The following is a 20777-nucleotide window of genomic DNA, read 5'->3' as shown; positions in this document are numbered from 1 at the left end:
GCATTTGGCGGCATAACGGTGACAATCACTGCACGGACGCCCCCGCATTGATAAGGAGCCGAGTCGAACATGCCACCGCACAGCCACACAGCCCCGGAAAACAAGCGCGCGCTCTGGTCCTGGGCAGTGTATGACTGGGCCAACAGCGCCTTCTTCACGATCATCCTCACGTTCGTGTTTGCCCAGTACTTCAGCACGTCGGTGGTACAGGACGAGGTGGCAGGCACCAACGCCTGGGGCAATATTGTTGGTATCTCCGGCGTGTTCATCGCCATTCTGGCGCCGATTCTCGGGGCCATTGCCGATCAGTCCGGGCGCCGCAAGCCCTGGCTGATCAGTTTTACACTGCTGTGTGTGCTGTCCTCGGCCATGCTCTGGACGGTAATGCCGGAGACCAACCAGTTCTGGAAGGCTGCGTTCTGGGTGGGGCTTGGCACCCTGGGCGCCGAGTTCGCGTTTATCTTCTACAACGCCATGCTGCCGGATCTGGCCAGGCCGGAGCGCTCCGGGCGCTGGTCGGGTTGGGCCTGGGGACTAGGCTACGTGGGCGGGATCGCCAGCCTGGTGATTGCCCTGTACGGCTTTATAGAAGCCGATACCGCGCTTTTTGGGCTGGATCGTGACACCGCGGAACACGTTCGTGCCACCTTTGTGCTGGTGGCCATCTGGTACCTGGTGTTCTCACTGCCCGCCTTCCTGTTCATACCGGACCGCCCGAAAACGGGACTGGGCCTGGCGGCTGCCACTCGTGCCGGTTTTGCCCAGCTCAAAGAGTCCATCGCCCACGTACGCCAGTACCGCGATATTGTGCGATTCCTGATTGCCCGAATGCTGTACACCGACGGGTTGGCGACCATTTTTACTTTTGGTGGCGTCTACGCGGCCGGCACCTTCAACATGAGCCCGACCGAGGTGCTGCAGTTCGCCATTGCCCTGAACGTTACGGCGGGCCTCGGGGCCCTGGGCTTCGCTTGGATTGATGACGCCCTGGGTGGACGCAACACCATCCTGCTAGCGCTGGTTGGCCTCGGCAGCAGTGCCCTGGCCATTCTCGTGGTAGAGAGCTCAACCGCCTTCTGGGTGTGGGGCATGATCCTGGGTATTTTCGTGGGTCCGCTGCAATCGGCCAGTCGTTCCCATCTGGCGCGCGTGGCGCCACCGCATCTGCAAACCCAGATGTTCGGCCTGTTTGCCTTCTCCGGCAAGGCCACGGCGTTTGCCGGTCCCTTGCTGGTGGGTTGGGTGACCGCAATGACCGACAGCCAGCGCTGGGGCATGAGCACCATTCTGGTGTTCCTGCTGATCGGCTTTGTGCTGATGCTCAAGGTGCCAGCAACGGAAGAGAAGACCCCGGATTAAGCACGTTCAGGGGATGGATTCAAACAGTCGCCCCATCCTGGCTTGTGGCGTGAGCTTGCCGCAGAGGCGCAGGGCTTCCCAGAAACTGACCTGATTGGCCGTCAACACCGGCATTCCGCACGCACGCTCGAGATCTTCAAGCCAGGCGGCCGAATGCAGGGCAGTATCCGGAATCAGCAGTGCCTCGGCCTCCGCCCTGGTATTGGCTACCGCAAAGTCGATCACGTCGGCCTTCCCCAGGTGACCGACCTCGGCCGCGGTTACAATACCCCGGCTTGCCATGTGCTCCACCTCAATATCGAAGTGCCGCAGAAAATCCAGGAATCGCTGGGCAACGTCCTCCGGGTAGGTGGCGGCAATGGCCACCCGGGTGGCGTCAAGCGACTTGGTAGCCCGGGCGAAGGCCATGGCCGTGGTCGATGCCGGCACGCCCAGGGTTTTCTCCAGGGTATCGATCTGCTGTCGAATGCCTTCAAGGCCGAGCACGAAACTGGCGCTGGTGGACGTCCACATCACCGATTCAATCCCGGAGCCTGCCAAGGCCGCCGCGCCTTCAGCCAGGCGACAGACGCTGCCCATCTCGCTCAGCGCCTCGACGGTATGGGCGTCTTCAACAAACTGCGTATGAACGAGGTTAATCTCGGCGGGCGGCTCTATCATGTTGGCCATCAGCGGATAGTCGTCCTCGGCCGCGTGGCCGGGATAGAGAAAGCCGAGTCTGGCGGGAGGTGCCGTGCGGTTCATCGTTCGCGCCCTCGCTGACATGGGTTGACCTGTCCCCACAATAGACAAAAACTGGGGGCAATGCAGTCTCTGGAGACCGCCGATGGATAACCAGTGGTTCCTGATTTTTGCCGATGCCCTGCTGGTACTTCACACCTTGCTGGTCGCGTTTGTCATTCTCGGTCTGGTAGCCACGTTCGTGGGTTATTTTCTAGGGTGGCACTGGGTGCGCAACGTCTGGTTCCGGTTGGCGCACCTCCTGGTGATTGGCGTGGTTGTTCTGCAATCCTGGCTCGGGGTGATCTGCCCGCTTACCTCCTGGGAAATGGCGCTGCGGGCAAAGGCCGGCCAGGCCGGCTACGAGGGCTCGTTCATCCAGCACTGGCTGCAATCCATTCTGTATTACAGTGCGCCGGACTGGGTGTTTATCCTTGCCTACACCGTTTTCGGGGCCCTGGTGCTGGCCAGCTGGTTTGTGGTCAGGCCGGGGCGTCGATAGGCGGCCAGGTGCTCCGCCCCTGGGCTCATGCTGCTGTCAGCCCTCTGTGCAAAACGTCCACGCAGGCGGTTATCTCTCGCTCGCTGGCGCTGGCAAACCCCATCACCAGACCGGTTCGGGCGTTCTCTCCAATAAAATGGGCGCTGAGGGGCGTGCTGCCGAATCCCTGTTTCCGAAGCCACTGGCTCAGAGCCATGTCGTCAAAATCTCCTTCCAGTACCAGATGCATGCCCGCGCTTTCGGCAATTGGTCGCACGCTGTCGCCAAGCCGGCCGGTAATGGCTTGCTGGAAGTGTTGCCACTTGCCCCGGTACAGCTGCCGCATCCGCCTCAGGTGGCGGGTGAACTGGCCACTGTCGATAAACTCGGCAATGGCGGCCTGCACAAGCAGGGGCGATTCGCCGCCGCTGATCTGCTTCGCCCAGAGCATCGGCTCAACCACTTCCTCCGGCACCACAAGATAACCTACGCGCAGGGCTGGCAGTAAGGTTTTGCTGAAGCTGCCCATGTACAGTACCGGGGCGTTTTCGAACAGGCCCTGAATCGCAGCGAAGGGTTTGTTGAAGAAGTGGAACTCGCTGTCGTAATCGTCCTCGATGATCCAGCAGTCGTTTTGCTGCGCCCACTGGACCAGCGCCATACGCTGGGAAAGATCGAGAATCCCGCCCATGGGGTACTGGTGCGTGGGCGTGCAGAACAGCAGCCGGGCGGCACCGAGGCCGGGTAGGGCGTCGACATCCAGCACCTGGTTCTTGAGGGGGATGGGACGCAGGGGATGGCCGAAGCGACCCAGCGCGTTGCGGGCCCCCCGGTAACCGGGGTTTTCACACAGGATATGGTCGCCGGGCCGCAGGAACACCTCGGCGATGAGCGACAGCGCCTGCTGGGCGCCCTGGGTGATCATCACCTGGTGCTCCTCGCAGCGCACGCCCCGGGAGGTACGCAGGTAGCTGGCAATGGCCCGCCTCAGGGGCTGGTAGCCCTGGATACTGTCGTAGCCGCGCAGTGAACGACGGCTTTCCTGATGGTGCAGGATGCGGTTCCAGCTGCGGATGGGGAAGGCATCAAGATCTGGCAGGCCCGGCTGGAAGGGCAGGTTGGCGTCTTCCTCCCGGGTCGAGCGCGCACGGGGTAGCTCCGGCAGTGAGGGCAGGGCCATACCCCGGTTCAGTGGTTGCGCAAGACCATCGCCGGCGGGTTTGATGGCGGCCCGTATGTCCCGGTGAACGAAAACTCCTTTGCCAGGCCGGCTCTGCAGGAAGCCTTCGGCTTTGAGCTGTTCGTAAACGGCGTTCACAGTGTTGCGACTGATTCCCAGATCCGCCGCCATCTGCCGGCTGGAGGGCAGTTGCCGCCCCGGCGGGTAACGCCGATCAAGGATGCGCTCGGACAGCCTCTGGTAAAGCTGGTGCTGGAGTGGCTGTGAGCTATCGAGCCGGAGGTCATCAATCACGGCAACTGGTTCCATCAAAAGTCACAATCTGGATCTTTTGATGGTATCAGAGATCGCCTTCAATAAGCAGGAGTTTTCTGTTTTCAGAAGAGTGTAGGAGTTGACGATGACCACGACGGATATACCCAGGATGACGAATTCACCGCTAAGAACCTGCCCTCGCAGCCAGGTGCAGCGCGCCGCAAAACGGGCCCGCTACGACCGGCAAAGTGCCTACGCCCTGATTGACCGGTTGAAAACCGCCCACGTTGGTTTCGTGGAGGATGGCGAGCCACGAAGTATCCCGATTACCGTGTGGCGTCTTGATGATGACCTCTATCTGCACACGCTGAATGGTGGGCGACTGTCCAGGCAACTGGCCTCTGGCGCGCTGCTGTGCATTTCGTTTGCGGTAACCAACGAATGGGTGCTGACCAAATCTGCGTTCCATCACAGCGCCAACTACGAGTCACTGGTGCTTTTTGGTCGGGCAGAGTCGGTAAATGACGATGACGCGTTTGATGCCGCGTTCCGAGCGATCATCAACCAGATAGAGCCAGGGCGTTGGGACCAGGTCAGGGCGCCGAATGACAAAGAGCGAAAGGCAACGGCGTTGTTCCGGATACCGATTGAAGAAGGGGCATTCAAAAGCCGTACCGGCGGTCCGACTGACGATCCGGAGGATCTGGGGTTGCCGGTCTGGCACGGGACGTTGCCAGCCGGCTGACGACGGTTCTCAGCGGCCAGTAGCAGAGCGGTGCTCACGATGATAGCAACGGGATAATAGAGATTTCCGGCCAGCATGTTGATCATATTGTTTAACCCTCGGCATTGATCGATTCGGGCGCAGGCTACTCTCGGGAGAGTCTGATTTCGCTTAAGGATTGCTCATTCTCTGGTAACCTGATCGGTTAAACATGACAACACCCGGAGCGACTCGAGCCCAATGTCTGAAGATCCCCTGAAAACCCTGTCCGACATTGCCAGCGATGCCCATGCCCGCATCCAGGCAACCCACCAGCACGTCAATCCGGTAGTGGAGGTTCGCCGTGGCATGCGTGATGCCGGTATACCGGCAGATGTGATGACCATTGACTGCCTGCGCACCCGCCGAAGGATTACGCTGATACTTCATGATGAACAACCGGGCGTGCTTCTGTACCAGTTTGTGACCATCGAGGATGAGGTAGGGAATGACTTTCAGCAGTTGGCGCTCGCCGATATGACGACTAACAAACTGTTCGATTGGATTCAGGAGTATTTTGGCTGACTTGCGCAGATTCATGGCCGCTCTGAAATAAACTCGGGGCAATCAACAACAATAGACCGATAAGGTTTCCCCATATGCCGATGTCCCGACAGTTTCTTCTTGTTCTTCTGATGGGTATTGCACTCGTCATGACGGGGTGCGATTCCGGTTTCGATTCTTCCGGAGCCAACATTTCCGGACACACTGCGCCCACCGCCTCCACCGTCCGGGCCAATCAGCAGGTGCTTGCTCAGCGACCCTTCGACAACCGCGACGATTTCGAGAACGCGCGGCGTGGACTGATTGCCCGGGATCCGGATCTTGTTATTGATCATTTGGAGGGTGATGAAGTCTGGAACATGCCGGACTACAGCTTTATTGATGAGGATGGAGAAAATGCCCCGGGTTCGGTCAATCCCAGCCTCTGGCGACAAGCCGCGCTGAACAATATCCACGGTCTGTTCAAGGTGACCAACGGCCTCTACCAGATCCGTGGCTACGACCTGGCCAATATGTCCATTATCGAGGGTGAGACCGGCTGGATTCTGGTGGACCCCCTCACCGCCCGCGAAACCGCCAGCAAAGCCTTCCTGTTCGCCCGGGAGCACCTGGGCGAAAAGCCGGTGCGGGCGATTGTGTTCACCCACAGCCACATTGACCATTTTGGAGGCGTGCAGGGCATTCTCCAGCATCTGTCTGAAGACGAGAAAGCCAATCTGCGGATCATCGCACCGGCCGGGTTTGAGGAGGAGGCTACCAGCGAGAACATTATTGCCGGTCCGGCCATGACCCGCCGGGCCATGTTCATGTATGGCAAGCGCCTGGCACGGGATGAGCGCGGCCACGTTGGCACCGGCCTGGGCAAGGGGCCGGCCTTCGGGACCTTCGGATTTGCCCCGGCCACAGATCTGATTGGCGAGACTGGTACCGAGCTGGTGGTGGATGGCGTGCCCATGGTGTTTCAAGTGGTCTCCGGTTCCGAGGCGCCCGCCGAGTTCACCTTTTACCTGCCAGAGCACAGGGCGTTTTGCGGCGCCGAACTGGTGAGCCGAAACCTGCACAACCTCTATACTCTGAGGGGCGCCAAAGTCCGAGATGCCAGGCTCTGGAGCGGCTATATCGATGAGGCCAGGACCCTGTTTGCCGACGCCGAGGTCTATTCCGGCAGCCATCACTGGCCGCTGTGGGGGCAGGCCAACGTCCAGGATTTCCTGGCTGTGCAGCGGGACACCTACAAGTTCATTCACGACCAGACCGTGCGGCTTATGAACCAGGGCGCCACGCCCCGGGAAATCGCGAATCGGCTCACGCTGCCGCCGGCGTTGAGCCAAACCTTTCACAACCAGGGCTACTACGGCACTGTCTCCCACAACGCCAAGGCGGTGTACCAGTATTACCTGGGCTGGTTTAGTGGCAATCCGGCCCAGCTCAACCCGCTGCCGGAACCCGAGTCCGCCCGTCGCTACGTTGACATGATGGGCGGTGCGGACAAGGTGTTGGAGAGAGCCAGGGAGGACTATCAGGCCGCGGCCGAAATGGAGCCGGCCGAAGCCCATGACACCTACCGTTGGCTCGCCGAGCTGCTCAATCATGTGGTGTTCGCAGATCCAGAGAATGACCAGGGGAAGGCCCTGTTGGCGCACGTGTATGACCAGCTTGGCTACCAGGCCGAATCCGCACCCTGGCGGGATTTTTACCTGACCGGCGCCTACGAACTGCGCCATGGTGCACCAGAGCAGGGCATTCAGCCGGCGGTGATGCGGGAGGTGCTGCTCAATACGCCGGTGTCACGGTTCTTTGACAGCATGGCGGTGCGCCTGAAGGCCGAGGACGCGGAAGGTGAACACACCACCGTCAGGATTACCTTTACCGACCTTGGGGAAAGCTATCTGCTGACCTTGCAGAATTCGGTGTTGCATCATCGCCTGGCCAGTGCCGATACCCCGGCGGATACCTCTCTCAGCGTTACTCGACCGCTTTTCGTGGACCTGCTGATTGGCCGCGCCGGCCTGAAGGAGCTGCTGTTCAGTGATGAGATCCAGTTTGGTGGCAGCAGACTGGATCTGATCGGATTCTTCAGTCTGCTGGATAAGCCCGAAGGCCGGTTTAATCTTGTCAGCCCCTGAGGGTTAACCCGTTGTTGCCCGGCGCCGCTGGCGGCGGGCTTCCTCGGCGTGCTTCGAGCGCTGCATCTCAATGTATTGCATGGCATCCGTGCTGATCGGCAGACGCAGGGCGCCTTCCAGGTCATGGCGGTCGTAGCCCAGATCCGACAGCGTGTCGTCCTTTTCCCTGAGCAGGTGCCTCGCCATGCGGCGGAACTGCTGGCGTCTCGAGTACCGTTCCCACATCGCTGCAAGGGGATGCATGGAAGCCGTTGCACGCTGTTCCGTGGTCTTGAGCATGGTAACGCCCCAACAGTTGGTGAATGGTTCGCGGTGCTGGCCGCGAAGCAGCCAGGCTCGACAATGGCTGACTGCATCCTCCATTCTGGAAGTGACGTTACTTTCAATCAAACGAAAAGAATTTAAAGTCTCGTTCAACTATGCTTAAGGCACAGTATAGGGATACGTGGATACGGGGAGCGCTTGCGTGAAAATTCCATTGCTGGACAGCGATGTACTCAGAAGCTTCGTGGCTATCGCCGAGTGTGGCACCTTCACCAGCGCCGCGAAGGCGGTACACCGGACACCCTCTGCCCTGAGCATGCAGATCAAACAGCTTGAGAAAAACCTCGGAAAAACGCTGTTTATCCGGGAGCCCCGGCAGGTCACGTTGACAGCCGAGGGAGAGGTCCTGCTCGATTACGGGCGCCGCCTGTTGCTTTTGAACGAGGAGGCCGTCCAGCATTTCATCGCGCCAACCCTTGAGGGCAAGGTTGGCATCGGCACCTCCGATGACATCGGCACCCGCATACTGCCGGAAGTGCTGGCGGAGTTTGCCAGGAGCTACCCCGCCGTTCAGGTGGACGTGGTTGTAGGCTCAAGTAAGCAGAATCTGGCACGGCTGGATGCCGGCGAACTGGATATGACCCTGGTAACGGTGGCGGACGAAGCCGGCATCAGCCGCGGCGAGATTGTGCATCAGGAACCACTGGTTTGGGCCGGTCGGGAGGGCGCTTCGGCATTCCAGCGCTCGCCCTTGCCCCTGGCCATGGCCCACGAGGGCTGCGCCTGGCGCCGGATGACGCTGCGCGCTCTGGATCGTGCCGGCATAGCCTATCGGATCGCCTACACCTGTGAACACTGTTCTGGCCAGGAGGCGGCCATGCTGGCCGATCTTGCCATCGCCCCGTTCCCGAAGAGCCTGGTGAAACCGCCGCTTCGTGAGATTACAGGCGAGGCGCTGCCGTCGATTGGCTCCTATCAGCTGGCCTTGGTACGTCGCGGATCCAATCCGTTGAACGACGCTCTCGCCTCGCATGTAAAAGAGGCCCTGCAGAGTCTACGCTGAACTGAACTGTCCCCGGCCCGTCTTTGCTGCCAATTCCGGGCCCATTGCGAACCAGGATAACCCCTCATGACCGAGTATTTTGTTCACGCTTTTATTTACCTGATTGCCGCCGTGATCGCGGTGCCTCTGGCACAACGCTTCGGCCTGGGCTCGGTGCTGGGCTACCTGGTGGCCGGGGTGCTGATTGGACCCGTGGCGGGGCTGGTGGGGCAGGAGGCCACCACCATCCAGCATTTTGCCGAATTCGGGGTGGTGATGATGCTGTTTCTGGTGGGCATGGAGCTGGACCCCAAGGCACTCTGGGCCATGCGGGTTCGCCTGGTGGGTCTCGGTGGCCTGCAGGTGATACTGACCACTGGCGCCGGAATGGCGGTAGCTTCCTGGCTGGGCCTGCAGTGGCAAACGGCATTGGCGGTCGGGCTGATTTTTGCGCTGTCGTCCACCGCGATCGTGCTGCAAACCCTGAATGAGAAGGGCCTGGTGAAAACCGAAGGTGGCCGCAGCGCCTTCTCGGTTCTCCTGTTCCAGGATATTGCGGTCATTCCCATGCTGGCCCTGATTCCCCTTCTGGCCATCCCGGAACTGATGGACTCGACCGCCGCGTCTGCCAACCACGGCGGTCACATGAGCCTGGTCGCGTCATTGCCGGGTTGGGCCCATGGTCTTGTTGTCGTCGCAGCGATTGGTGCGGTGATCGTCGGGGGCCATTACCTGAGCCGCCCGTTGTTTCGTTATGTGGTCCAGTCCGGCTTGCGAGAGGTGTTCACCGCCACAGCCCTCATGCTGGTAATCGGTATTGCCGCCCTGATGAGCCTGGTGAACCTGTCGCCGGCCCTGGGTGCGTTCCTGGCCGGTGTGGTGCTGGCCAACAGTGAATTCAGGCACGAGCTGGAAGCCAACATCGAGCCGTTCAAGGGGCTCCTGCTGGGGCTGTTTTTCATTACCGTGGGTGCCGGGATCGACTTCGCGGTGCTGGGTGAACGGTGGGGCACGGTGGTTTCCCTGGCTATTGCCGTTATCGTGGTCAAGGCGGCCATCCTGCTGGTTCTGGCGCTGGTCTTCCGGGTGCGCGGCAGCAACGGTTGGCTGTTCACCCTTGGCCTGGCGCAGGCTGGTGAATTCGGCTTTGTGTTGCTCACCTACAGCGTTCAGAACCATGTGATTTCCACCGAGATCTCCCAACTCCTCTCACTGGTGGTGGCGCTGTCGATGTTCCTTACGCCTCTGCTGTTCATTGCCTACGACCGGGTGGTATTGCCCCGTTACCGGCGTTCCAAGAACGATGATCGTGATGCCGATGACATTGATGAGCAGGCGCCAGTGATTGTGGCCGGGGTAGGTCGGTTCGGCCAGATCGTCTGCCGCCTGTTGCGGGCCAACAACATTCCGATTGTGGCGCTGGACCACGAGATTGAGCAGATCGAGAACCTCAGGCAAATCAACATCAAGAGTTTCTTTGGTGATGCCAGCCGCCCGGACCTTCTGGAGACCGCCGGCATTGAACAGGCCCGGCTGCTGGTGGTGGCCATTGACGATCGCGACCGGTCTGTGCAGATGGTAGAGCATGTAAAACAGTTCTTCCCGGGCGTCTGGGTGCTGGCCCGGGCCTTCGACCGGGGCCACGGTTACCGGCTGCGCCAGGCCGGGGCGGACGATGTGGTGAGTGAAACCTATCATTCCGCCCTGGAACTGGGCGGCCACGCCCTGACCGCCATGGGCGTGCACCCCATGCGGGCCCGACAGATGACCTGGGCCTTCCTGGACAATGAAAAGGCCCATGAAGATGAGCTGTTTGAGGCGTGGAAAGACATTGAGGAAGGCATTCGTTTCAGTCCACGTTACGGTGAGCTGTTCATGAAGCTGGAGGAAGCTCTGAGCAGCGCCATGCAGCAGGACTGGGAAGAACCGAAGCAGGAGGACGTGCCGGTATGGCGGCCGCCCTCCCGTTGATGCTTGGCGTTGGGGGCGATGTGGTCAATTCGGCTTGAGAGGTCTGTATGGTATTCGGCAAAACCCTTGTTGTTTCCGGGTTGGCCCTGGCGGCCCTGGCGGTCCTGGCGGAGAGTTGTCTGGCCGCAGAGCCCGAGACCAATCGCGATAACTGCGTTGCCAGCGAGGTACAGCCAGAAGCCATTGATCTGGACAAACCCAGGGATCAACTCGCCCGCCAGAGCGATCTGGTGATACCCGAGGGCGCCCGTATCGGCGAGATCCGGATACTCCGGCGCCCGATCTTTGATACCAGCGATCCGGACCAGGACAACTTTCTGTACCGGACCCTGAATACACTGAATACGCCCACCTGGACATCGGCCTTGCGTTCGCAGCTGGTGTTTGAGGAAGGCGATCTTTACCAACCCGGGCTGATTTCCGAATCCGAGCGTGTGCTCCGGCAGCGGGAGTATCTGACGGCGGCCTGGGTGGGCGTTACCCGGGTCTGTGGTGACGAAGTGGAGGTTAGCGTACTTACCCGGGACACCTGGACCCTGCTGCCCAGTGTTGGACTATCCCGCTCGGGCGGTGAGAATACGTCCAATATCGGTCTCTCGGATCCGAATTTCATCGGGTCTGGCAAGAACGTCGGCATCTCCTACGAGAAGGATCCGGATCGTACCGAAACCAGCGTGTTTTTCGACGACCCAAACGTATTGGGCTCGCACTGGCAGTCCGGCTTCTCGTTTGAAGAGCGCAGCGATGGGCGGGGCCGGAGCCTTTACCTCGAGCGCCCGTTTTTCAGTGAGGCAACGCCCTGGCGCTTCGGCATCAGCGGCCTGGACGATACCCGGGAGGAATCCCGCTATGTCGGTGCCGAGGCCATTGCGGATTATCGCCGTAAGCAGGAGCACTTCAGTATCGACGGTGGCTGGCGCCTGGCGGAGCGTGGCAGCCGCCAACTCCGGCTGCTGGCCGGTTACCGGTACGATGCCCTGGAGTTCGAACGCCTGCCGGAGGAACCCAACCTGGATGTACTTCCGGAAGACCGCACCCTGAGCTACCCCTGGGTGGGGTTTGACTATCGCCAGAACCGGTTTCGGGAAATGACCAACCTGACCCGGTTGCAACGGGTGGAAGACGTTCGGGACGGTTTTGTGTGGCGCACGGAACTGGGGTATTCCGGCTCCGGCCTGGGTGCTACCGAAGACCGGGTGGTGCTCAATATGGACTTCCAGGATGCCCTGCTGGCGACCGAAACCAATTACGCCCGCTATTCCCTTGCCCAGAGTGGCACCTACCGGATGGACGAGGATCGCGTGGAGAACTTGTCCGGAACCCTTGGACTTGAGTATTTTCACGGAGGCTCCGAGCAATGGAACAGCTGGTACACCAATCTCACCTTCACCGCGGCCCACAACCTGACCGCCGATCAACAGTTGCTGATCGGCGGTGACAACGGCCTGCGCGGGTACCCGAGCGATTACCAGCAGGGCAATCGGCGCGTGCTCTGGACCCTGGAGCGGCGCTATTTTCCAGATTGGCACCCGTTCAAGCTGTTCCGGCTTGGTGGCCTGATCTTCACCGATGTCGGCCGCGCCTGGTTTACAGATGGCCGAAACAGCGGCCCGGACGAGGGCATACTCCGAGACGTGGGCTTCGGGTTAAGACTGGCCTCCAGCCGCATCGAGGTGCAACGGATGCTGCACCTGGATTTCGCCTTTCCACTCGATGGCGACGACAGCATTGATGAGGTGCAGATTCTGGTGCGCGGTCGCAGTCAGTTTTGAGTGGCGCGGCCGCGCCGGTTTGTTCAGGCCGGCGCCACACCAAACAACCACTGGTGCGCCCACATCACCATGACAACATAAACCGCAAGGCCCCCGGCAACGGCGATTATGTCGTTGGCCTTGCTGCTTGGCAGTGTGGGGATGTTGCGCTGGGTTCGGCGCTTCATGGAAATACGGTCGGCAACGGCCCAGGCCAGAAAGGAACCGAACAGCAGAAGATCGTGGAGCATGCCGTTCGCCAGCAGGTGTGCCAGTGCCCAGAGTTTCACCGCAGCCAGCATCGGGTGGCCCAGTTTTGCCTTGATCCTGCCCGGAAAGTAGGTGGCAAAGAGCAGAGGGAAGACAGGGAGCAGAAGCAGGAAGGCCAGATGCTTGAGCCAGCCCGGTGGCGTGTAGATCACGGTCGGATCCATGCGGGCGGCCCCGTAGCCCCAGACGATCAGCACAAGGCCTGCCAGGGAGACGAGAGAATAGAGGCCCTTGAAGGGGCCTTCGCCCATGGCCACGCTGAGTCGGTTTCTGAAAGGTTCGTTGATAATCGACAGTGAGTGAACGCCAAGAAACAGGATCAGACCGACAATCAATGTGGTCATGGGCAGAACTCCTTTGCCTGTGGGCCAGTATCAGTGAGCCCGGAACCCCGGGCTGTGTGAACGAAGGATAGTACAGGAAACCGGGACAGACGATGCCTGAACGTTTATGATCGGCGTCCTACTCATTGTATTCACAGGGCGCCATGAAGTTTCCGAAGGTCACCGTTGTACTGGTTACTGCCGCACTGCTGTATGTTCTTTGGGATCAGAGCGGTGAACAACCCGAACCGGTTGATGCCAGCCGCCTGGCTAACCTGCACGCCAACCCGGTTGAATTGGCGCAGGCGGTGGACTGGGTTTTCAATCAGATTCCGGAGTTTTGCCGGGACGCGGGAGGCGCGGGTGAGCAGGCGAAACATCACCAGGCGTGTGTCAGCGCCGCTAAGGCCCGAACCTCCTCCTGCCGGCGGATGCTCTACGAACGTTTTCCGGACCCTGTTGCCACGGAAGCGGTATTGCGTGATATCACCCTGACGGCCATGGAATGCCTGGTGCCCCGTTCAGGCCTTGTTCAGTAACCACTGTCCTTCCTGCCCGCCGTGTCTGCTCCAACGTTAATAGCCGTCGTTAGCTTCTCTTCTGTAGGCTGATGGCGTGAGCCCGAACCTTGCTCGGAACGCCCGACTGAACTGGCTGGAATCATTGAATCCACAGGTGAGCGCGACAGCAGTGATTTTGAGTCGGCTGGTACGCAGCAAGTCACGGCTGCGCAGTAATCGCTGCTCCTGAACGTATTGGTACGGTGCACAACCGAACGTCGCCCTGAAAAGCCTGGCAAAGTGATAGGGACTCAAGTTCACCCAACTGGCCATGCCTGCAAGAGTCAGTGGCTCGCTGAGATGATCGTTTATGCGTTCTTGTAGCAGGCGCCGGTGTTGAAGTGCCAGCTGTCCCGTTACCTCTGGCAGTCTCTGTGGAACGTCAGAATGGCGGCTGACGATCTGAAGCAGAAGCCATTGCGCGAGATGGTCCATGGCCAGGGTTTGACCGGCCATCTGCCAGTCGCTCAGCGCAAGGAGTTTGCCCGCCTGCGCGAGGACCGGATCCTCACCGTGGTAGAGCTCGGAGAGCTGACACTTGTCGGGGTCGACATCCAGCGTCTGCTCCGCGCACCGTGCAACATCGAGGTCACTGAAATAGAAATGGAAGAACTCGAAGTGACCATCGATTTTCCATCGGGAGCGGCTGCCGGCGGGAAATAAGCAAACGGCCCCGGGAAATCCATGACTGACCACTTTGCCGTTCACTATCCGGCTGGCTTGTTGACCGTTGTCGGTGTAAATGCTCAGGGCGTGGTGCCGTGGCCGCTCGTAACGCACCTCGCCCTGATGGTTCTGCCATTGAGCCAGCGCACGCCCCTGGCCGAGTTCCAGAATCCGCTTGGGTGCGACGCCTGCGGTGCGCAAGGTGTCAACAATATCCCGGTTGGACGGGCGTTCTGTCAGGGGTTCGGGATCAGTCTGCATAAAGGGCCTCCGCAGGAATCATCCATGGTTCAGCAGGATCTGACAAGCTTCCGAGGTCACTCCAGTCATACTCTGATCAGCCGTTGGTGATGGTCACAAAGTGTGGAAGGACGCAGTGGTATGCCAATTTCTGTTCATTACGGGTTGACGGTACTGATCTGGGGCCTCACCTGGACCGCGATTCGTCTCCAGGTTGAAACAGCTCCGGTGGATCTCTCCGTTTTTTATCGGTTCGTCATGGCTTCTGCCGTGGCGTTGGTGGTTCTTGCTCTGGTGCGCAGGCTTGAGAAACTGACGCTCCAGCAGCACGGCTGGCTCGTTCTTCAGGGAGCAACCCTCTATAGCGTGAACTTCCTGCTGATCTACCGTGCCGCCGAGTCCATGACCAGCGGCCTGCTGGCGGTGGTGTTCTCACTGGCCGCTCTGTTCAATGCGTTGAATGGCTGGCTCTGGTTGCGCCTCAAGCCGACCGCGCGGTTGTATCCGGCGGTGGCTCTGGGTATCAGCGGGTTGGCCCTGCTGTTCTGGCACGATCTGCAGCTGGGTAATGCAACCGCTGCCAGCATTCTGTTCGCCATGGCTGGTACTTTCTGGTTCTCAATGGGTAACCTGGTCAGCATCAAGGTGAGGATGTCCAAGGTACCGTTATTTCTCGCAAACGCCTGGGCCATGGTTTACGGCGCCCTGATTCTGGGAGTCTGGTGCCTGATTCAGGGCGTGGAGTGGGTGGTGCCTACGGCAGCCACTTTCTGGGGGGCAACGGTGTTCCTTGCCGTGCCCGGCTCAATCATCGCGTTCTACAGCTACATCACGGTCATCCAGACCCTGGGCGCCGACAAGGCCGGTTACGCCACCGTACTGTTCCCTGTCGTTGCGCTGAGCGTATCAACCTGGCTCGAGGGTTTTGAGTGGACCGCGACTGCAGTACTTGGTGCCTTCCTCGCGCTGCTTGGCAATTACGTTCTATTCCGGTCGGCCCGGGCGTAGCGCCGGTGCAATTCGAAAATCGCTTCCGCAAGCTCCGGAAACGGACCTTCTGTCGGAACGCCGGGCACCACCTGATGGATCGGAAGGGTGGCAACCGGTGGCGGCGTGACATGCAGCTCATCCAGCCACTGCGAAAGCTGTTCCGAAGAACTGGCGTAAACGATGCGACCCAGCCCGACCCAGCCGTGGGCGGCGGCGCACATGGGGCAGTGCTCGCCAGAGGTGTAGACGGTGGCCGCAGTGCGCTCGTCCGGAGTCATGTTCTCGGCCGCCCAGCGGGCAATCGCGAATTCCGGGTGGCGGGTCTCGTCGCCGTCGGCCGTTTCATTGTGTCCCTCGTACCGCACCGCGCCGGTGCCATCAACCAGCACTGAGCCAAACGGCGGGTTGTCGCTGTCTACGGCCATTCTCGCAAGCTCCACGCAGCGGCCGAGGTGTTTCATATCGGTTTCGTTGATCACAGGACCTCCTTCACAGCTGTCATGGTCAGGGTAGTACATTCAGAGGGTGCGGCCTTTTTGTGCTCCTCCAGCCCATTGATTATGATTTTGGTTGAAGAGTTCACAATTTAATACACGAAAACGTTTCGGTCAGAGGATGGCCAGACGCTAGGATTGGAATGGATAAATCATAAAAGAATAAGAGGCCTTTTCGATGACCAACGCCGTGGGTAGCTGGTCATGTTGACGTCCAGAGCTGTCGGTTGTGTTGTTTCGGTCCTGCTGATGCTGCTGGCATCTACTGCTGTTTCCGCAGAGCCTGTCACTATCCCGGTGACAGCCTCGTCTCCCGTGCCCTCCAAATTTGAGGCCTTGGAAGATGCCGCCGGTACAGCCACCCTGGATGAGGTAAGCCAGCTTGCCGGGGCGAACTGGCAGGCGTTGCCATCGGGCAGCGCCACCTTTGGTATCACCTCTTCGGTTTACTGGTTGCGGTTCGCCTTGCAGAACGAATCGGACGAAACCCTCAACCTCATTGCAGAGCTCGCCTACTCACAGCTGGACGACGTTGTTTTTTACGTTCTCGCGAACGGTCAGGTGGAACAGCAGTTCAAGACCGGGGACGGTCGCCCCTTCTATCCACGCCAGGTCGACCACCCGAACATGCTTTTGCGGTTCGATCTGTCGCCCGGTCAGCGCAAGACGGTTTACATCCGGGTTGAAACCGCAGGCTCAATGATCCTCCCGCTGAACCTCTGGCGTGCAGACGAATTCTTCGCCGCCGCCTCCAACGAGCAGAAGCTGCACTTTTTTTACTACGGTAGCCTTACGGTCATCATTCTGATCAACCTGGCCGTTTTCCTGACTCTGCGTGAGAAGCTGTACTTCTACTACGCGTTGGCGATCTCTGGCTATTTGCTGTTTTTCGCGTCCATCAAGGGGTACAGCTTCCAGCTCCTGTACCCGGATTCCCCGGATATTCATGCCCGGGCTCTGCTGGTGTCCATGCCTGTGCTTGCGCTGTTCTCGGTGCTGTTCTGCAGGCAGCTGCTGCGCATCCCCTCGCACAGCCCGAAACTGGATATCGCCATACGGGCCATGATTGGTTTTGAGATCATCAACTTTGTGGCCGCGCTGACCCTCGACTACAACTCCGCCATCGTGCTGTCGGCTATCTCGGCACTGTTTTTCTTCTCGCTTCTGTTCGTCGCCGGCCCCATTACCTGGGCCGCCGGTGTTCGCGCCGGGGCTTTTTTCACCATCGCCTGGACGCCTCTCACCATCGGCGTGTTGGCCACGGCCGGCAGGGCACTTGGCTTCTTCCCCGAGAACTTCATGACCGAGCATGCCATGCAGATTGGCTCCGGTCTGGAAGCGTTCATTCTTACTCTTGCCCTCGCAGATCGGCTCTACCGCGAGCGGGAAGAGAAGATCCGGGCGCAGGCCGAGGCGCTGCGTACCGAGAAAGCCCGTAACGAGGCTCAGAACAGCCTGAATGAGGCGCTCACCCACGACGCGGTAACCGGGCTGCCTAACCGGAACCGGTTTGAGCGGATGGTCAACGATCAGTTCCAGAGGGATCCGCACGGCCATTACATGGTGGGGGTTGCCCGCATCACCCGTCTGGATGAGATCAATCGTACCCTCGGCCTCAATCGCAGTGAGCGCCTGCTGCAACGCCTTGCCGGGCAAATGACCGAACTTGCCCGGAACCTGCCCTACATCCTGCGCGTGCACGATTCCCTTGGTCGCGAGGAGCTGGTTTATCAGTTGTCCGGAGACACCTTCGGGCTGCTGGTGGATGCCAGCCAGGTGAATGATAACTTCAGCCAGCTCAACGCCGTACTCAGGCAACTGTCCGAACCTGTGGTTCTGGACAGCCTCGCCATTGAGTTGCACCCCCGATTCGGGGCAGCCAGCTACCCCGCCCATGGCAGCAATGCGGCCTTGCTGATCCGCAATGCCCATGTGGGCATGGAGATCACCCCCCATGGGCCCTATGAAACCGGTTTCTATTCCCAGGAATACGACATCTACAGCGAGAGCCGGCTCACCCTGATGTCCGATCTGCGAGAGGCCTTGCTGGAGGACCGGGCAGAACTCTATTACCAGCCCAAGTTCTGTCTGAACAGCCGGAGTGTGACCGGGCTGGAAGCCCTCATACGCTGGAATCACCCGCAGCGGGGCTGGGTCGGGCCCACGGATTTCATTCCACTCGCCGAAGAAACGGGCGTGGTCAATCAACTGACGCGCTGGGCGGTGGAGCGAGGGGTTCGGGAACTGGCGATGCTGCTGAATCGCCACCCCGAGCTTACCCTTTCCATCAACATTTCCGCCCGGGACCTCGGTTCCGTTGGCCTGAAAGGCTGGATTACCTGGGTTCTTGAGCAGTATCAGGTTGCTCCTGAAAAGCTCACGCTGGAGCTGACAGAGACCGCCGCCATGGACGATCCGGAGAAAGGCCTTGGCGCACTGAAAGCGCTGGCGGATATTGGTCTCAGGATCTCCATCGACGACTTCGGCAGCGGCTATTCCTCGCTCTCCTACCTGAAGCAGTTGCCGGCAACCGAGCTCAAGCTGGATCGCTCTCTGCTCGAGGATATCCACATCAGCGAGAGCTCCCGCCTGATTGTCGGTACGGCGGTTACCATGGCTCACAACCTGGGCTACGAAGTTGTCGCCGAAGGGGTCGAGAGCGAGCAGACGGCCCAGGTGCTGGCGGATCTTGGATGCGACCGGCTCCAGGGATTCTGGATCGCCAGACCCATGCCGCTCCCGGAGCTCGCGTCCTGGCTCTCGGACCAGCCCGCAACCGCCGGACTGAGAGCCGAGTAGCAGCGGGCCTGGCCCGACGCCGGGCCCAGGCAATGGCATCGGCCCCTGGGCTGGACTAGGCTTTCAGGAAGGTGAGGGTAAGGGGCGAAGAACAGCACGTCCGATTGCCCGATTTTCTGACTGGGGGCGCCCGGAGGGCTGATGCTGGAGTCTTTTGAAGCCGGATTGACGGCCTGGTTGTGGCCGGGCTTTTCGGCGATTCTTGGAGTGTTGGCCACTTACGTTGTCTACCGGCTGGCGTTGGCCGTGTTCCGGCACTTTTCCGCGTCGAGAACCGTGCTGCGCCTTTTCCTGGATGCCGCCGCCCGGGCCCTGGGGGTGGTGTTCTGCCTGCTCACCCTGACCGGGATGTTGAAAGCCGCGCCCCCGGACCTGCCATTGATCGCCGCCATTCAACAGATAACCACCCTGCTTCTGGTGCTCGCCATTACCTGGGCAGCGGTGCGATTGACCTCAGCCATTGGCGAGGTGATTGTCGCCATGAACCCGGTGCTCGAGGGCCAATGGAAACGGGCCCGCAAGGTAGAAACCCAGACCCGCTTCCTGGTGCGAGCCCTCAACATCCTCATTGTGATTATCGGTCTGGGCGCCGCCCTGATGACCTTCGAGTCGGTTCAGCACATGGGCGCCAGTCTGCTGGCCTCTGCCGGCCTGGGCGGGTTGATTCTGGGTTTTGCTGCTCGCCCGGTGCTGAGTAACCTGCTGGCGGGCATGCAGATTGCGCTCACCCAACCGTTCCGCATCGACGATGTCCTGCACGTACAGGGCGAGTGGTGCTGGGTGGAAGAGGTAACGGCCACCTACGTGGTGCTCCGCGTGTGGGACCTTCGCCGGTTGGTGGTGCCCCTGCAGTGGTTCATCGAGAACCCGTTCCAGAATTGGTCCCGTAACACCTCCGATCTGCTCGGGGCGGTGTTTATCTGGGTGGATTACACCATGCCGGTGGAACCACTCCGGCAGGAATTCGACCGTGTGCTCAGCGAATCAAAACTCTGGGACGGCGGCTTTTCCTCGGTGCAGGTCACCGATGCCAGCGACCAGGCGATCCAGATCCGCTTTCTGATGAGCGCGTCTGATTCAAGCCGCAACTGGGACCTCAGGTGTGCGGTTCGGGAGGCCATGGTAACCTTCATCCAGCAACACTACCCGGCACAGCTCCCGAGATTGAGGGCTCGGGTGGTGGAAAACTGAGACTTTGAAGGATCTTTCATGAGCCAGAAAACTGTCTGGATTACCGGTGCCTCCTCCGGCATCGGCGAAGCCCTTGCCCTCCAATACGCCAAAGACCATGCCCGCCTGGTACTGTCCGCCCGCCGGGAAGACGAGTTGCAGCGTGTGGCCGAGCGCTGTCACGATGCCGGCCTGGCCAAGGACGACGTGCTGGTGCTGCCTCTGGATGTGACCGACTGGGCTGCCCTGCCCGGGAAGGTCCAGGCGGTGCTTGATACCTTCGGCCAGATCGACCTGCTGGTGAACAACGCCGGCGTATCCCAACGCTCTCTGTGCAAGGATACCGACATGACCGTGTACCAGAAGCTGATGGACGTCGACGTGATGGGCCAGATTGCCCTCACCAAGGCCGTGCTGCCGCATATGCTGGAACGGGGTGCCGGCCACCTGGCGGTTACCTCCAGCGTCGCCGGCAAGGTTGGTGTGCCCATGCGCACCGGTTATTGCGCGGCCAAGCACGCGGTGATGGGCTTTTTTGATGCGCTTCGGGCAGAAGTGGAAGGGCAGGGCATCAGCGTGTCCACCATCACACCTGGGTTCATACGCACCGACATTTCGCGCAACGCCCTCGCGGGTGATGGGTCCGCTTACGGTCGTGAGGATGAGGACATTGCCGGTGGCATGAATGTGGATGAATGCGCCCAAGTGGTGTTCAAGGGCCTCAGGGCGAAAAAGCGGGAGATCCCGGTAGGCAAGGGCAAGGAAATGGCGGCCCTCTGGCTCAAGCGTATCGCGCCCGAGGCGCTGTTTCGCATGACGAAGGCCAGGGCGTGAACCCTTGAAGGACAA

The 20777-nt window shown here is 60.2% G+C and carries 19 protein-coding genes; 13 read left to right on the top strand and 6 right to left on the bottom strand.

All coding sequences use genetic code 11. The features are described from left to right. The first annotated feature begins 69 nt into the window (after positions 1 to 69). Positions 70 to 1359, top strand: coding sequence for an MFS transporter (locus AC0J1C_RS13440; protein ID WP_473044304.1), 1290 nt, complete (start codon positions 70 to 72; stop codon positions 1357 to 1359). Between the two features lie 6 nt (positions 1360 to 1365). Here the strand turns inward: AC0J1C_RS13440 and AC0J1C_RS13435 are convergent, their stop codons facing one another. Further along, positions 1366 to 2103, bottom strand: coding sequence for a maleate cis-trans isomerase family protein (locus AC0J1C_RS13435; RefSeq protein WP_473044303.1), 738 nt, complete (start codon positions 2101 to 2103; stop codon positions 1366 to 1368). Between the two features lie 82 nt (positions 2104 to 2185). On the opposite strand from AC0J1C_RS13435, the gene AC0J1C_RS13430 reads away from it, so the two are divergent. Next, the gene (locus tag AC0J1C_RS13430) at positions 2186 to 2581 is read left to right on the top strand and encodes a DUF2784 domain-containing protein (protein WP_473044302.1); all 396 of its coding nucleotides are present in this window, start codon (positions 2186 to 2188) and stop codon (positions 2579 to 2581) included. Positions 2582 to 2606: 25 nt separating this feature from the next. Here the strand turns inward: AC0J1C_RS13430 and pdxR are convergent, their stop codons facing one another. Continuing rightward, positions 2607 to 4049, bottom strand: coding sequence for a MocR-like pyridoxine biosynthesis transcription factor PdxR (gene pdxR / locus AC0J1C_RS13425; RefSeq protein WP_473044301.1), 1443 nt, complete (start codon positions 4047 to 4049; stop codon positions 2607 to 2609). A 91-nt stretch (positions 4050 to 4140) separates the two neighbouring features. On the opposite strand from pdxR, the gene AC0J1C_RS13420 reads away from it, so the two are divergent. The 3 genes from AC0J1C_RS13420 (at position 4141) to AC0J1C_RS13410 (ending at position 7388) form a co-directional block, all read left to right on the top strand. Continuing rightward, positions 4141 to 4740, top strand: coding sequence for a pyridoxamine 5'-phosphate oxidase family protein (locus tag AC0J1C_RS13420; RefSeq protein ID WP_473044300.1), 600 nt, complete (start codon positions 4141 to 4143; stop codon positions 4738 to 4740). A 219-nt stretch (positions 4741 to 4959) separates the two neighbouring features. Beyond that, positions 4960 to 5283 carry a hypothetical protein gene (locus tag AC0J1C_RS13415; RefSeq protein ID WP_473044299.1) on the top strand — a complete coding sequence of 108 codons (324 nt, stop codon included), beginning with the start codon at positions 4960 to 4962 and terminating at the stop codon, positions 5281 to 5283. Between the two features lie 74 nt (positions 5284 to 5357). Further along, on the top strand, positions 5358 to 7388 hold the full coding sequence (locus tag AC0J1C_RS13410) for an alkyl/aryl-sulfatase (protein ID WP_473044298.1): 2031 nt from the start codon (positions 5358 to 5360) through the stop codon (positions 7386 to 7388). Positions 7389 to 7391: 3 nt separating this feature from the next. On the opposite strand, the gene AC0J1C_RS13405 is transcribed toward AC0J1C_RS13410, so the two are convergent. Next, the gene (locus tag AC0J1C_RS13405) at positions 7392 to 7667 is read right to left on the bottom strand and encodes a hypothetical protein (RefSeq protein ID WP_473044297.1); all 276 of its coding nucleotides are present in this window, start codon (positions 7665 to 7667) and stop codon (positions 7392 to 7394) included. 187 nt (positions 7668 to 7854) lie between these two features. Between AC0J1C_RS13405 and AC0J1C_RS13400 the strand changes: the two genes are divergently transcribed. From AC0J1C_RS13400 to AC0J1C_RS13390, 3 genes are all read left to right on the top strand, one after another. Beyond that, on the top strand, positions 7855 to 8715 hold the full coding sequence (locus AC0J1C_RS13400) for a LysR substrate-binding domain-containing protein (protein ID WP_473044296.1): 861 nt from the start codon (positions 7855 to 7857) through the stop codon (positions 8713 to 8715). Positions 8716 to 8781: 66 nt separating this feature from the next. Continuing rightward, a complete protein-coding gene (locus AC0J1C_RS13395; RefSeq protein ID WP_473044295.1) occupies positions 8782 to 10665 on the top strand; it encodes a monovalent cation:proton antiporter-2 (CPA2) family protein in 1884 nt (627 codons plus the stop codon). A 47-nt stretch (positions 10666 to 10712) separates the two neighbouring features. Next, positions 10713 to 12437: a BamA/TamA family outer membrane protein gene (locus AC0J1C_RS13390; RefSeq protein WP_473044294.1), complete on the top strand. Its 1725-nt coding sequence runs from the start codon at positions 10713 to 10715 to the stop codon at positions 12435 to 12437. Positions 12438 to 12460: 23 nt separating this feature from the next. On the opposite strand, the gene AC0J1C_RS13385 is transcribed toward AC0J1C_RS13390, so the two are convergent. Continuing rightward, entirely contained in the window at positions 12461 to 13030 is a 570-nt protein-coding gene (locus AC0J1C_RS13385) for an NnrU family protein (RefSeq protein ID WP_473044293.1), read from the bottom strand. A gap of 143 nt (positions 13031 to 13173) precedes the next feature. On the opposite strand from AC0J1C_RS13385, the gene AC0J1C_RS13380 reads away from it, so the two are divergent. Next, positions 13174 to 13548, top strand: a complete 375-nt coding sequence (locus AC0J1C_RS13380; protein ID WP_473044292.1) for a hypothetical protein — start codon at positions 13174 to 13176, stop codon at positions 13546 to 13548. 36 nt (positions 13549 to 13584) lie between these two features. Here the strand turns inward: AC0J1C_RS13380 and AC0J1C_RS13375 are convergent, their stop codons facing one another. Continuing rightward, positions 13585 to 14496 (bottom strand): helix-turn-helix domain-containing protein, encoded by a 912-nt coding sequence (locus AC0J1C_RS13375; protein WP_473044291.1) that lies wholly within the window; start codon positions 14494 to 14496, stop codon positions 13585 to 13587. 120 nt (positions 14497 to 14616) lie between these two features. Between AC0J1C_RS13375 and AC0J1C_RS13370 the strand changes: the two genes are divergently transcribed. Further along, the gene (locus AC0J1C_RS13370) at positions 14617 to 15483 is read left to right on the top strand and encodes a DMT family transporter (protein ID WP_473044290.1); all 867 of its coding nucleotides are present in this window, start codon (positions 14617 to 14619) and stop codon (positions 15481 to 15483) included. On the opposite strand, the gene AC0J1C_RS13365 is transcribed toward AC0J1C_RS13370, so the two are convergent. Next, entirely contained in the window at positions 15453 to 15944 is a 492-nt protein-coding gene (locus AC0J1C_RS13365; RefSeq protein WP_473044289.1) for a nucleoside deaminase, read from the bottom strand. The two genes, AC0J1C_RS13370 and AC0J1C_RS13365, sit on opposite strands and share 31 nt — an antisense overlap. Positions 15945 to 16163: 219 nt before the next feature. Here AC0J1C_RS13365 and AC0J1C_RS13360 point away from each other — a divergent pair, with 219 nt between their 5' ends. From AC0J1C_RS13360 to AC0J1C_RS13350, 3 genes are all read left to right on the top strand, one after another. Beyond that, positions 16164 to 18758, top strand: coding sequence for an EAL domain-containing protein (locus tag AC0J1C_RS13360; RefSeq protein WP_473044288.1), 2595 nt, complete (start codon positions 16164 to 16166; stop codon positions 18756 to 18758). 141 nt (positions 18759 to 18899) lie between these two features. Next, positions 18900 to 19949 (top strand): mechanosensitive ion channel family protein, encoded by a 1050-nt coding sequence (locus AC0J1C_RS13355; protein ID WP_473044287.1) that lies wholly within the window; start codon positions 18900 to 18902, stop codon positions 19947 to 19949. Between the two features lie 18 nt (positions 19950 to 19967). After that, on the top strand, positions 19968 to 20762 hold the full coding sequence (locus AC0J1C_RS13350) for an SDR family oxidoreductase (protein WP_473044286.1): 795 nt from the start codon (positions 19968 to 19970) through the stop codon (positions 20760 to 20762). Positions 20763 to 20777: the final 15 nt, after the last annotated feature.

Source organism: Marinobacter sp. E2 (assembly GCF_055755345.1).
Note: the sequence above shows the minus strand (reverse complement) of the source record. Positions and strands in the feature narration are given on the sequence as shown.